Annotated in this window: 9 protein-coding genes; 8 read left to right on the forward strand and 1 reads right to left on the reverse strand. The window is 57.7% G+C overall.

Going from position 1 to position 13,738, the window contains the following annotated elements:
- Nucleotides 1-15 precede the first annotated feature (15 nt).
- From mdtN to V6940_RS20130, 5 genes are all read left to right on the forward strand, one after another.
- Nucleotides 16-1,047 carry a multidrug transporter subunit MdtN gene (mdtN, locus tag V6940_RS20110; protein WP_333497067.1) on the forward strand — a complete coding sequence of 344 codons (1,032 nt, stop codon included), beginning with the start codon at nucleotides 16-18 and terminating at the stop codon, nucleotides 1,045-1,047.
- Complete coding sequence (gene mdtO / locus V6940_RS20115; protein WP_333497068.1) at nucleotides 1,047-3,002, forward strand: multidrug efflux transporter permease subunit MdtO; 1,956 nt, start codon at nucleotides 1,047-1,049, stop codon at nucleotides 3,000-3,002. The genes mdtN and mdtO overlap by 1 nt, the downstream gene beginning before the upstream one ends.
- On the forward strand, nucleotides 2,999-4,471 hold the full coding sequence (locus V6940_RS20120; protein ID WP_442910834.1) for an MdtP family multidrug efflux transporter outer membrane subunit: 1,473 nt from the start codon (nucleotides 2,999-3,001) through the stop codon (nucleotides 4,469-4,471). Before mdtO ends, V6940_RS20120 begins: the two co-directional genes overlap by 4 nt.
- A 239-nt stretch (nucleotides 4,472-4,710) precedes the next feature.
- Nucleotides 4,711-6,858, forward strand: coding sequence for a formate dehydrogenase subunit alpha (gene fdhF / locus V6940_RS20125; RefSeq protein ID WP_333497069.1), 2,148 nt, complete (start codon nucleotides 4,711-4,713; stop codon nucleotides 6,856-6,858).
- 92 nt (nucleotides 6,859-6,950) lie between these two features.
- The gene (locus tag V6940_RS20130) at nucleotides 6,951-7,640 is read left to right on the forward strand and encodes a tetratricopeptide repeat protein (RefSeq protein ID WP_333497070.1); all 690 of its coding nucleotides are present in this window, start codon (nucleotides 6,951-6,953) and stop codon (nucleotides 7,638-7,640) included.
- A 187-nt stretch (nucleotides 7,641-7,827) separates the two neighbouring features.
- Here the strand turns inward: V6940_RS20130 and gltP are convergent, their stop codons facing one another.
- Nucleotides 7,828-9,141 carry a glutamate/aspartate:proton symporter GltP gene (gene gltP, locus V6940_RS20135; RefSeq protein WP_333497071.1) on the reverse strand — a complete coding sequence of 438 codons (1,314 nt, stop codon included), beginning with the start codon at nucleotides 9,139-9,141 and terminating at the stop codon, nucleotides 7,828-7,830.
- A 414-nt stretch (nucleotides 9,142-9,555) separates the two neighbouring features.
- On the opposite strand from gltP, the gene acs reads away from it, so the two are divergent.
- The 3 genes from acs to actP all read left to right on the forward strand — a co-directional run bounded on the left by acs (nucleotide 9,556) and on the right by actP (nucleotide 13,646).
- Nucleotides 9,556-11,514, forward strand: coding sequence for an acetate--CoA ligase (acs, locus tag V6940_RS20140; RefSeq protein WP_185668474.1), 1,959 nt, complete (start codon nucleotides 9,556-9,558; stop codon nucleotides 11,512-11,514).
- Between the two features lie 171 nt (nucleotides 11,515-11,685).
- Nucleotides 11,686-12,000 (forward strand): DUF485 domain-containing protein, encoded by a 315-nt coding sequence (locus V6940_RS20145; RefSeq protein ID WP_106928512.1) that lies wholly within the window; start codon nucleotides 11,686-11,688, stop codon nucleotides 11,998-12,000.
- Complete coding sequence (gene actP / locus V6940_RS20150) at nucleotides 11,997-13,646, forward strand: cation/acetate symporter ActP (protein WP_185668473.1); 1,650 nt, start codon at nucleotides 11,997-11,999, stop codon at nucleotides 13,644-13,646. Before V6940_RS20145 ends, actP begins: the two co-directional genes overlap by 4 nt.
- The last annotated feature ends 92 nt before the right edge of the window (nucleotides 13,647-13,738 follow it).

Consider the following 13,738-nt stretch of genomic DNA (forward strand, 5'->3'; position numbering starts at 1 on the left):
CATTGAGATGCGCTCATGGAAAGCTCGCAGAATAAAACTCTTCGCAACAAAATACCTGCCCTGGTGCTGGCGCTGCTCGCGTTAATTGTCCTGATCTGGATTATCTGGCGTATTGATAGCGCACCTTCAACTAACGATGCCTATGCCTCTGCCGACACTATCGACGTGGTCCCGGAAGTGAGCGGGCGCATTATTGAGCTGGCGGTGCGCGATAACCAGCAGGTCAAGCAGGGCGATCTGCTTTTCCGCATCGACCCTCGCCCTTATGAGGCCAATCTGGCAAAGGCCGAAGCTTCACTGGCTGCGCTGGACAAACAGATCATGCTGACCCAGCGCAGCATCGATGCGCAAAAATTTGCCGCGGGCTCCGTTGAGGCCTCCGTTGGCAAAGCGCGCGCGGCGGCTAAACTCGCCAGCGACACGCTGCGCCGCACCGAACCGCTGCTATCGCAGGGATTTGTCTCGGCGGAAGACGTTGACCGCGCGCGCACCGCGCAGCGCGCCAGCGAAGCCGATCTCAACGCCGTGCTGCTGCAGGCGCAGCAGGCCGCCAGCGCCGTCAGCGGCGTGGATGCGCTGGTCGCCCAGCGTGTGGCAGTGGAAGCGGATATTGCGCTGACCAAACTGCACCTCGAGATGGCCACCGTGCGTGCGCCGTTCGACGGCCGCGTGGTGTCGCTGAAAACCGCCATTGGGCAGTTCGCCTCCGCCATGCGCCCTATTTTCACCCTCATCGACACCCGCCACTGGTACGTGATTGCCAACTTCCGTGAAACCGAGTTAGGCAACATCCACGCGGGTTCCCCCGCCACTCTGCGCCTGATGAGCGACAGCGGCAAAACGTTTACCGGCAAGGTAGATTCCATTGGTTACGGCGTGCTGCCAGACGACGGTGGCATAGTGCTCGGCGGCCTGCCGCGCGTCTCCCGCTCCATCAACTGGGTGCGCGTGGCCCAGCGCTTTCCGGTGAAAATCATGGTTGATAACCCGGACGCTGACATGTTCCGTATCGGCGCGTCGGCGGTTGCCAGCCTTGAGTCGCAATAATGAACGCGCTCCATTACCTGCCGCTGCCGCTGGTCAGGCTACTGGCGTTTTTCCATAAGGAGTTGAGCGAGCGTCGTCCCGGACGGTTGCCGCAGACGCTTCAGCTGTGGATTGGCTGCCTGCTGGTCGTGCTTATCTCGATGACCTTCGAGATCCCCTTTCTCGCCGTTTCACTGGCGGTGCTGTTCTATGGCATTCAATCGAACGCGTTTTACACCAAATTCGTGGCGATACTGTTTGTCGTCGCCACGGTGCTGGAGATCGGCAGCCTGTTTCTGATCTACAAATGGGCCTACGGCTACCCGCTGGTGCGCCTTATCATCGCCAGCCTGATCCTGCTGGGCTGCATGTTTATGATGCGCACCCATCGGCTAGGGCTGGTCTTCTTCGCGGTAGCTATTGTCGCCATTTACGGTCAGAGCTTTCCCGGCATGCTCGACTATCCCGAAGTGGTGATGCGCCTGACGCTGTGGTGCATTGTGGTGGGCCTTTACCCTACGCTGCTAATGGTGCTGATGGGCGTGTTGTGGTTCCCCAGCCGTGCCGGAAACCAGATGCGCGGTGCGCTCTGCGCCCGGCTGGATGACGCCCTCAAGCGGCTGGCAGGCGAAGGCGTCCCGCTGGCGGAAACCGCCGTCGAGCGGGAAATACTGGCGCTGCAAAAGCTGAATGTCTTCTGCATGGCCGACGATGCCGGCTGGAGAGCGCACTGCGCCTGGTGGCAAAACGGCGTCAATACCGTGAGCTATCTGTACAGCACGCTGAACCGCTACGATGCCACCATCACCGCGCCAGCCCCGGCGTTCATCGCACGGCTGAGGGCGGAAATCCTCTCGCTGCGGCAGTCAATTACCGAGGGTAAACCGTGGCAGAGCACATGGCAGCTCAGCGCCGAGGAACGCGCAGCGGCAAAGGCCTGCGGGCTGGAGAATCTCTGCGAGCAGCTGCGTCAGCTTGGCCTGATGGACCCCAATACGCCGCCATCGCCTGTCGTCAAAGCGCCGTCATTCGTCGCGGATGCCTTTACCAACCCGGCCTACCTGCGTTATGCCCTCAAAACGCTGCTGGCCTGCCTGATCTGCTTTGTCTTCTATTCCGGCGTCGACTGGGAAGGCATTCACACCTGCATGCTGACCTGCATTATTGTCGCCAATCCCAGCATCGGCTCTTCCTACCAGAAAATGGCGCTGCGCTTCGGCGGCGCACTGGCCGGTGCACTACTGGCGCTGCTGGTGACGATCGCCATTATGCCGTGGCTGGACGGCATCGTTGAACTGCTCGCCGTACTGGCGCCTATTTTCCTGTTTGGCGCCTGGATAGCGACCGGATCGGAACGATCGTCCTATATTGGCACCCAGATGATCGTCACCTTCGCGCTTGCCACGATCGAGAACGTTTATGGCCCGGCCTACGATCTGGCAGAGATCCGCGATCGCGCCGTCGGGATCCTAATTGGCACCGCCGTCTCCGCCGTTATCTACACCTTTATCTGGCCGGAAAGTGAAGCCGTCCCTCTGCGGCACAAGCTGGCCGGAGCCCTGGGCATGCTCGGCAAACTGCTGCGCCTTTCGCAGCAATCCCCGACAACGCAGCGTGACTATCTCAAGCTGCGCATTGGCTGCCACGCGGCCTTTAATGCCTGCGAGGAGATGTGCGAGCGCGTGGCGCTGGAATCCCACCAGGCCACCCATCTTACTCACTGTCAGAGCGTGATTCATTCGGGCCGCGAGATCCTCTACGCCTGGGATGGTGCTGAGGCACCGGAACCGGCGCTTGCCGAAGCGCTGGAGCAGTACGCCGCCGCGCTGACGCAGGGTACCGCCTCCGCGCTCTCGCTCTCGCCGGAGCAGAGCGAAGACGCACAGCGCGTCGCGCAGCAAATAGCCCGTTTACCCGATTGGACCTCCCCGGCCAAACGCGCCGGGGAACAGGCGCAAGGAGCCACCCCATCATGACCCGAACCCTTTTTCGCATCCTGCTGTGTAGCCTGCTGAGCAGCACCGCCACACTCTCCGGCTGCGCGTTGATCCGCAGCGATTCTGCCCCCCATGCGCAGCTGCAACCGGGGCAGATTACGCTGGCTGACGATATCCATCTCGCCAGCCAGGGCTGGCCGCAGGCACAGTGGTGGCGGCAGGCACAGTGGTGGCGGCAGTTTAATGACCCACAGCTAACGGCGTTGATTGAAAAAACGCTGGCCGGGTCGCACACGCTGGCCGAAGCCCGGCTACGCGAAGAGAAAGCACAGTCGCAGGCCGATTTACTCGAGGCCGGGTCGCGGCTGCAGATGGCAGCGCTGGGGATGGTTAACCGCCAGCGCGCGTCGGCCAACGGCTTCCTCGGCCCCTACGCCCTGGACGCGCCGCGCCTGGGCATGGACGGCCCTTACTACACCGAAGCGACCGTCGGCCTGGTGGCCGGGTTGGATTTCGATCTATGGGGCGTACACCGCTCTGCCGTCTCGGCGGCCATTGGCGCGCAAAACGCTGCGCTTGCCGAAACGGTGGCGGTAGAGCTGGCGCTATCGACCGGCGTGGCGCAGCTTTATTACAGCATCCAGGCAAGCTACCAGATGCTCGACCTGCTGCAGCAAACCCACGACGTGATTGACTACGCGGTGCGAGCGCACCAGAGCAAAGTCGCGCAGGGGCTGGAGGCAAAGGTGCCTTATCACGGCGCGCGCGCGCAGATGCTGGCAGTGGATAAGCAGATAGCCGCCGTCAAAGGGCAAATCAAAGAGACTCGCGAATCGCTGCGGGCGCTGATGGGCGCAGGGGCGAACGGGCTGGCGGAGATAAAACCAGCGGCGCTGCCGCAGGTGCAGATGGGTATCCCGCCGATGCTCTCTTACGATCTGCTCGCACGCCGCCCGGATTTGCAGGCCATGCGCTGGTACGTGCAAGCCTCGCTCGATCAGGTGGAGGCCGCACGGGCGCTGTTCTACCCAAGCTTCGATCTCAAGGTCTTCTTCGGGCTGGACGCCATTCATATTGACGAACTGTTCAAGAGCACCAGTCGGCAGATTAACGTCATCCCCGGCCTGCGTCTGCCGTTGTTCGACGGCGGTCGGTTAAACGCCAACCTGAAAAACGCGCGCGCGGGCAGCAATATGCTGATTGAACGCTACAACCAGTCGGTCCTTAACGCCGTTCGCGACGTGGCGATCGGCGGTACGCGTCTGCAAACGCTGAACGATGAGCGCACAATGCAGGCCGAACGCGTCGATGCCACCCGCTACAGCCAAAGCGCCGCCGAAGCCGCCTTCAGCCGTGGGCTCGGCAGCCGGCTGCAGGCCACCGAAGCACGCCTGCCGGTGCTGGCGGAAGAGATGTCGCTGCTGATGCTCGACACCCAGCGCGTGGTGCAGGGGATTCAGCTGATTAAAACGCTGGGCGGCGGTTATCAGGCCGCGCCGGTTAAGTAGGTCGGAACCGCCCTGGACGAGGCGCATCGGCGCCGACTCCGGGATCGGTTCGTCCCCCAGGAACGTCACCCGTTTTTCCCTTCGACACGTCAAATATGACGACAGCCTGTTTTTCGTCAGCGTTTTGTCCAAAAATCAGCCGTATTATCAGGGAATGACCATAATAAAAAAGTGGCATAAAAGATGCATACTGAGGGCGACAGCGCGTATGCGCGATTTGATTAACTGGAGCGAGACCGATGAAAAAAGTCGTCACGGTTTGCCCGTATTGCGCATCAGGTTGCAAAATCAACCTGGTGGTCGATAACGGAAAAATCGTCCGGGCAGAGGCGGCTCAGGGGAAAACCAACCAGGGTACCCTGTGTCTGAAAGGCTATTATGGCTGGGATTTTATTAACGATACCCAGATCCTGACGCCACGCCTGAAAACCCCAATGATCCGTCGCCAACGTGGCGGCAAGCTGGAATCCGTCTCCTGGGACGAAGCGCTGAATTACGTGGCTGACCGCCTGAGCGCGATCAAAGCGAAATACGGCCCGGATGCCATTCAGACTACCGGTTCCTCACGCGGAACGGGTAACGAAACAAACTACGTCATGCAAAAATTTGCGCGTGCGGCGATTGGTACTAACAACGTCGACTGCTGCGCACGCGTCTGACACGGCCCTTCGGTTGCAGGTCTGCACCAATCGGTCGGTAACGGCGCAATGAGCAATGCCATCAACGAAATTGATGACACTGACTTAGTCTTTATCTTCGGGTACAACCCGGCTGATTCCCACCCTATCGTGGCGAATCACGTGATTAACGCCAAACGTAAAGGGGCGAAAATCATCGTCTGCGATCCGCGCAAAATTGAAACCGCGCGCATTGCCGATATGCATATCGCGTTGAAAAACGGCTCGAACATCGCGCTGCTCAACGCCATAGGTCATGTCATTATTGAAGAAAATCTGTACGACAAAGCGTTCGTCGCTAGCCGTACCGACGGTTTTGAAGAGTACAGCAAGATTGTCGAAGGCTATACGCCGGAGTCCGTCGAAGAGATTACCGGCGTCAGCGCACAGGAAATTCGTCAGTGTGCGCGTATGTATGCCGGTGCGAAAAGCGCGGCCATCCTGTGGGGCATGGGTGTTACCCAGTTCTATCAGGGCGTGGAAACCGTCCGTTCGCTGACCAGCCTCGCGATGCTGACCGGTAACCTCGGTAAGCCAAGCGTGGGCGTGAACCCGGTTCGCGGTCAGAACAACGTTCAGGGTGCCTGCGATATGGGCGCACTGCCGGATACCTATCCGGGCTATCAGTACGTGAACAACCCGGCTAACCGCGAGAAATTCGCCAAAGCCTGGGGCGTGGAAAGCCTGCCTGCGCATACCGGCTATCGCATCAGCGAGCTGCCGCACCGCGCCGCGCATGGCGAAGTTCGCGCCGCGTACATTATGGGTGAAGATCCATTACAGACCGACGCCGAGCTCTCCGCGGTACGTAAAGGCTTCGAAGATCTGGAACTGGTTATCGTCCAGGATATCTTCATGACTAAAACCGCTGCTGCCGCAGACGTTATTTTACCGTCTACGTCATGGGGCGAGCATGAAGGCGTCTTCACGGCCGCAGACCGTGGCTTCCAGCGCTTCTTTAAAGCCGTTGAGCCGAAGTGGGACCTGAAAACCGACTGGCAGATCATCAGTGAAATTGCCACCCGTATGGGCTACAAGATGCACTACAACAACACTCAGGAAATCTGGGATGAGTTGCGCGGCCTGTGCCCTGATTTCTACGGTGCCACCTACGAGAAAATGGGTGAACTCGGCTATGTGATGTGGCCTTGCCGCGATGAGTCCGACGCTGACCAGGGGACGTCTTACCTCTTTAAAGAGAAGTTCGACACCCCGAACGGTATGGCGCAGTTCTTCACCTGCGACTGGGTAGCGCCAATCGACAAGCTGACCGAGCAGTATCCGATGGTACTGTCGACGGTGCGCGAAGTCGGCCACTACTCTTGCCGTTCGATGACCGGTAACTGTGCGGCGCTGGCAGCACTGGCGGATGAACCGGGCTACGCCCAGATCAACACCGCGGATGCCGCACGTTTAGGCATCGAAGATGAAGCGCTAGTGTGGGTGAACTCCCGCAAAGGCCGCGTCATCACCCGTGCAGCGGTCAGCGACCGTCCGAACAAAGGCGCGATTTACATGACCTACCAGTGGTGGATTGGGGCCTGTAATGAGCTGGTAACCGAGAACTTAAGCCCGATTACCAAAACGCCTGAGTATAAATACTGCGCCGTGAACGTTGAGCCGATTGCCGACCAGCGTGCCGCAGAGCAGTATGTTATTGATGAGTATACGAAGCTGAAGGCCGGACTGCGCGAAAGCGCAATGGGCTAAGCGGACTCGTTTCAACGCCCCCATTCGGGGGCGTTTTTTTATCCTGCCAATCTCTTTATACTGCCCCCTTCCTCGACAACCTACATAATAAGATGACACGACTTTTTGCAATGCTATGGTTATGCCTGACGGCGCTGTCAGCGTACGCCGACGAGCCGGGCAGCCAATACCTGAAAGCCGCCGAAGCGGGAGACGCACGGGCGCAATACTATCTGGCCGATACCTGGTTTAGCTCCGGTGACCTGAGTAAAGCCGAATTCTGGGCGCAAAAATCCGCCGATAGTGGCGATGCCGATGCCTGTGCGCTACTGGCGCAGATTAAAATTACCAACCCGGTAAGCCTCGACTACACCGAAGCCAAAGCGCTGGCCGAGAAAGCCGTCAAGGCGGGCAGCCGAGCCGGTGAAGTTATCCTGGCGCGTATTCTTATCAACAGTCAGGCGGGCCAGACCGACTACCCGCGGGCCATTACGCTGCTCCAGCAGGCGTCGATGAACGCCGAGAGCGATTTCGCGGTGGACGCGCAGATGCTGCTGGGGCTGATTTACGCCAACGGCGTGGGTGTGAAGGAAGATGACGAGAAGGCGACGGACTACTTCAAAAACAGTTCAGCGCTCTCTCGCACCGGCTATGCCGAGTACTGGGCCGGGATGATGTTCCTGGGCGGCGAGAAAGGATTTATCCCGCAGAACAAACAGAAAGCATTGCAGTGGTTGAACCTGAGCTGTACGGAAGGGTTTGATACCGGGTGTGAAGAGTTTGATAAGGTGAGTGCGGAGTAACAGCCCGCACCAGTCAGTCCCCTCGCCCCTTTGGGGAGAGGGTTAGGGTGAGGGGCATGTCGGTTCGACGTTAAACCCTCACCCCAGCCCTCTCCCTTAAAAAGGGAGAGGGAGCACATCGTGCCAGCCAGAACGTTCATCAGCACCAAAAAAATAATGCCGGGCAAGCCCGGCATTATTGTTCTATTTATTGGTCGGCGGTTTTATCAAACCTGCCCAACACTTCACGCTCATACGCCAGCGCTTTCTTACGGTCAAACTTGTGTTCCCACTTGGCAATAACCAGCACCGCCAACGCGTTACCCACCACGTTCAGCGCGGTACGCGCCATATCGAGGATACGGTCAACGCCGGCAATAAATGCCAGGCCTTCCAGCGGAATACCGACGCTGCCCAGCGTCGCCAGCAGTACCACGAAGGAGACGCCCGGCACGCCCGCGATCCCTTTTGAGGTCACCATCAGCGTCAGCACCAGCACGATTTCCTGCCAGATGGAGAGGTCGATACCGTACAGCTGGGCGATAAAGATAGCCGCGATGCTTTGGTACAGCGTCGAGCCATCGAGGTTAAACGAGTAACCGGTCGGCACCACGAAGCTGGTGATAGAAGCCGGTGCACCGTAGGCTTCCATTTTCTCGATAATGCGCGGCAGCACGCTCTCGGAGCTGGCGGTGGAGTACGCCAGAATCAGTTCATCCTTCAGGATACGAATGAGGATCCAGATACTTAGCCCGCAGATGCGCGCCACAATACCCAGCACCACCAACGCGAAGAACAGGATCGCGAAGTGCACCAGCAGCACCAGCTTCGCCAGCGGCCACAGCGAGGCGAAACCGAAGTTCGCCACCGTCACGGCGATCAGCGCGAACACACCAACCGGCGCGTAGCGCATCACCATATGGGTGACTTTGAACATGGTTTCAGAGATCGAACGGAACACCGTAACCAGCGGTTCGCGGTGGGTGGCAGGCAGCGAGGAGAGCCCCAGACCAAACAGCACCGAGAAGAAGATAATCGGCAGCATGTCGCCTTTCGCCATCGAGGCAATGATATTGGTTGGCACCAACGACAGGATGGTGCCCATCAGACCATGCGCATGGCTTTGCACTTCGGCGGTGGTGCTTTGGTATTTCGAAATGTCCACCGTCGCCAGCTGTGACATGTCAATCCCTGACCCAGGCTGGAAGACATTCGCCATGGTAATACCGATAATAATCGCTACCGTGGTGATCACTTCGAAATAGATGATGGTTTTTGCGCCGATTCGTCCTAATTGCTTTGCATCGCCGACGCCGGCTATTCCCACGATCAGCGTAGAAATAACAATCGGCACCACAATCATTTTAATCAGGTGGATGAATATATCGCCAGCAGGTGATAACAGATTCATAACCAGCCAGTCGCGGCTATCGCTATGATAATGCAGGTAACTACCGAGAATAATACCCAGCACCAGGGCAATCAGAATTTGCCAGGCCAGGCTGATTCGAGCTTTTTTCATAACTGCAGACTTCCTCAATGAAAAATACCATGCCAAACCGGAATGGTATCCATTTGAAAGGGGGTGATTTGTGTTGCGTTTACTTTTAGAGGTTTTTAACGCGCAATATCAGTATCATCTGCACGGTGTCCCGTGCAACCCTTTCAGAACAGGGCTTTTCACTGCCTAAATCCATATTACCGCTGATTTCTACCAGTAATTATTTATAAGCTTTTGTTATAAAAAAAGAAAAAATCGGTATTTTTCTATAAATCCCCCTGCGGAATTATTTTTGTTCAAAGAATCAAATGAACGTTATTTGAACAATTCCAATATTGCGTGATCTGCCGCGCAAATAGTAAACAAAGCGTCTTCTCCCTCTGTTATTAACTTTTATGAGACATATTATTAACATCTTACAAGGAGAAAAAAAGCATGAGCCAAATTCACAAACACTCTATTCCTGCAAATATTGCAGAACGCTGCCTGATAAACCCGGAGCAATACCAGACCAAATATCACCAGTCAGTCACCAACCCGGATGCGTTCTGGGGTGAAGAGGGAAAAATCCTCGACTGGATGCAGCCTTACACCAAAGTTAAAAACACCTCCTTTGCCCCTGGCAACGTCTCCATCAAATGGTACGAAGACGGCACCCTGAACCTGGCAGCAAACTGCCTGGACCGTCATCTGGAGACCCGTGGCGACCAGACCGCCATCATCTGGGAAGGCGACGATGCCTCCCAAAGCAAACACATTACCTACCGCGAACTGCACCGCGACGTGTGTCGCTTCGCCAATACCCTGCTGTCGCTGGGTGTGAAAAAGGGCGACGTGGTCGCTATCTATATGCCGATGGTGCCGGAAGCGGCGGTGGCGATGCTGGCCTGCGCCCGTATCGGTGCCATCCACTCCGTTATCTTTGGCGGCTTCTCACCGGAAGCGGTTGCCGGTCGTATCATTGACTCCAGTTCTCGTCTGGTGATCACCTCTGACGAAGGCGTTCGCGCTGGGCGCAACGTACCACTGAAGAAAAACGTCGACGACGCGCTGAAAAACCCGAACGTCAAAACCATCGAAAACGTGGTGGTGCTGAAGCGCACCGGCGGCAATATCGACTGGCATGAAGGCCGTGATCTGTGGTGGCACGATCTGATGGAAACCGCCAGCGACCAGCATCAGCCTGCCGAGATGAACGCCGAAGATCCGCTGTTTATCCTCTATACCTCCGGTTCCACCGGTAAGCCGAAAGGCGTGCTGCACACTACCGGCGGTTACCTGGTGTACGCCGCAACCACCTTTAAATATGTCTTCGACTACCATCAGGGCGACATCTACTGGTGTACCGCTGACGTGGGCTGGGTCACCGGTCATAGCTATCTGCTGTACGGCCCGCTGGCCTGCGGCGCGACGACGCTGATGTTCGAAGGCGTGCCAAACTGGCCAACCCCGGCGCGTATGTGCCAGGTGGTGGATAAGCATAAGGTCAACATTCTCTATACCGCGCCAACGGCGATTCGTGCGCTGATGGCGGAAGGCGATAAAGCCACCGCGGGCACCGACCGCTCTTCCCTGCGCATTCTGGGTTCCGTGGGCGAGCCGATTAACCCGGAAGCCTGGGAGTGGTACTGGAAGCAGATCGGCAACGAGAAATGCCCGGTGATGGACACCTGGTGGCAGACTGAAACCGGCGGCTTTATGATCACCCCGCTGCCGGGCGCTATCGAGCTGAAAGCTGGCTCCGCCAGCCGTCCATTCTTCGGCGTGCAGCCCGCGCTGGTCGATAACGAAGGCCATCCGCAGGAAGGCGCGACCGAGGGTAATCTGGTGATTACCGACTCCTGGCCAGGCCAGGCGCGTACTCTGTTCGGCGACCATGAGCGCTTTGAGCAGACCTACTTCTCCACCTTCAAAAACATGTACTTCAGCGGCGACGGCGCACGTCGCGATGAAGATGGCTACTACTGGATCACCGGCCGCGTCGATGACGTGCTGAACGTCTCCGGCCACCGCTTAGGTACCGCAGAAATCGAATCGGCGCTGGTTTCACATCCGAAAATTGCCGAAGCCGCCGTCGTCGGCATTCCGCACAACATCAAAGGCCAGGCGATTTACGCCTACGTCACGCTGAACCACGGTGAAGAGCCAACGCCAGCGCTGTATACCGAGGTGCGCAACTGGGTCCGTAAAGAGATTGGCCCATTGGCAACCCCGGACGTGCTGCACTGGACCGACTCGCTGCCAAAAACTCGTTCGGGCAAGATCATGCGCCGCATTCTGCGCAAGATTGCCGCCGGTGATACCAGCAATCTGGGCGATACCTCAACGCTCGCCGATCCGGGCGTGGTGGACAAACTGCTGGAAGAGAAGCAGGCCATCACGATGCCGTCATAAGGGCAGACTTCCCCCTCTCCTGTTCACGGGAGAGGGTCGGGGTGAGGGTGCACCGCCGTACACCGCCCCTCGCCCGATCCTTTTTCCGTTCGGAGAAAGGAACAGTACGGTGTTCTGGTTCTGATTTGCACAACAAAAAACACTACGTAAAAAACCTCTGGAGACTCTGTGATGAATGATCAAATTTGTCAGCAGATAGAAGATAGTGCGCATTTCAGGGAGCTCGTCGAAAAACGGCAACGGTTTGCCACCTTCTTATCGCTGATCATGTTAGTGGTGTACGTCGGTTTTATTTTACTCATCGCTTTTGCCCCTGGCTGGCTTGGCACGCCGCTGCATCCGGGCACTAGCGTCACGCGTGGCATCCCGATTGGGATCGGCATTATCGTCATTTCCTTCTTGTTGACCGGCGTTTACGTCTGGCGGGCCAACAATGAATTCGATCGCCTGAACAAGGCCGTACTGCGTGAGGTAAAAGCATCATGAAGAAAGTCCTGACGGCGCTGGCCGCCACACTTCCTTTCGCAGCCAACGCGGCCGATGCGATTAGCGGACACGTTGAGCGCCAGCCGACCAACTGGCAGGCGATTATCATGTTCCTGATTTTCGTCATGCTGACGCTGTACATCACCTACTGGGCCTCGAAGCGCGTACGTTCGCGCAGCGATTACTACACCGCCGGCGGCAATATCACCGGTTTCCAGAACGGGCTGGCGATTGCCGGTGACTTTATGTCAGCGGCCTCATTCCTCGGGATCTCCGCGCTGGTGTATACCTCCGGCTATGACGGACTGATCTACTCGCTCGGCTTCCTCGTCGGCTGGCCAATCATTCTGTTCCTGATTGCCGAACGCCTGCGTAACCTCGGCCGCTACACCTTTGCCGACGTCGCTTCATACCGACTAAAGCAGGGGCCAATCCGCATGCTTTCCGCCTGCGGCTCATTGGTGGTGGTGGCGCTGTACCTGATCGCTCAGATGGTGGGTGCTGGTAAGCTTATCGAACTGCTGTTCGGTCTCAACTACCACGTCGCCGTGGTGCTGGTTGGCGTGCTGATGGTGATGTACGTGCTGTTCGGCGGCATGCTCGCCACCACATGGGTACAAATCATCAAAGCGGTACTGCTGCTGTTCGGCGCCAGCTTCATGGCCTTTATGGTGATGAAGCACGTCGGCTTTAGCTTCAATAACCTGTTCACCGAAGCGATGGCGGTACACCCGAAAGGGGCGGCCATCATGAGCCCTGGTGGGCTGGTGAAAGATCCGATATCGGCACTGTCGTTGGGTCTCGGCCTGATGTTTGGTACTGCGGGTCTGCCGCACATCCTGATGCGTTTCTTCACCGTCAGCGACGCCAGCGAAGCGCGTAAGAGCGTGTTCTACGCTACCGGCTTTATGGGCTACTTCTACATCCTGACCTTTATCATCGGCTTCGGCGCGATCATGCTGGTCGGGGCGAACCCGGCGTTTAAAGATGCGGCGGGCGCGCTGATTGGCGGCAACAACATGGCGGCGGTTCACCTGGCCGATGCTGTGGGCGGTAACCTGTTCCTGGGCTTTATCTCTGCGGTCGCCTTTGCCACCATTCTGGCAGTGGTCGCCGGTCTGACGCTGGCTGGGGCTTCGGCGGTTTCTCACGACCTGTACGCCAACGTCTTTAAGAAAGGCGCGACCGAACGTGAAGAGCTGAAGGTCTCAAAAATCACCGTGCTGGTGCTGGGCGTGGTAGCGATTCTGCTGGGCATTCTGTTCGAGAATCAAAACATCGCGTTCATGGTGGGCCTGGCGTTCTCCATCGCGGCAAGCTGCAACTTCCCGATCATCCTGCTCTCCATGTACTGGTCAAGACTGACCACTCGTGGCGCGATGATTGGCGGCTGGCTGGGCCTGCTGACGGCGGTGGTACTGATGATCCTCGGCCCAACCATTTGGGTGACGATCCTCGGCCACGAGAAGGCTATCTTCCCGTATGAGTACCCGGCGCTGTTCTCTATTGCCATCGCCTTTATCGGTATCTGGTTCTTCTCCGCCACCGATAACTCCGAAGAAGGTAATCGTGAACGCGAGCAGTTCCGCGCGCAGTTCATCCGTTCGCAGACCGGTCTGGGCATCGACCAGGGCCGCGCACACTAAAATCCCCTCCCCGGCCGCCAGGTCGGGGATCACATTTTTTCCCCCTTCAGGTGACGTTTATCACGTCGTCAAAACGAAAAAAGCCGATGCGC

The sequence above is a fragment of the Kluyvera sp. CHPC 1.251 genome (assembly GCF_036759945.1).
GTDB classification, from domain to species: domain Bacteria; phylum Pseudomonadota; class Gammaproteobacteria; order Enterobacterales; family Enterobacteriaceae; genus Kluyvera; species Kluyvera sichuanensis.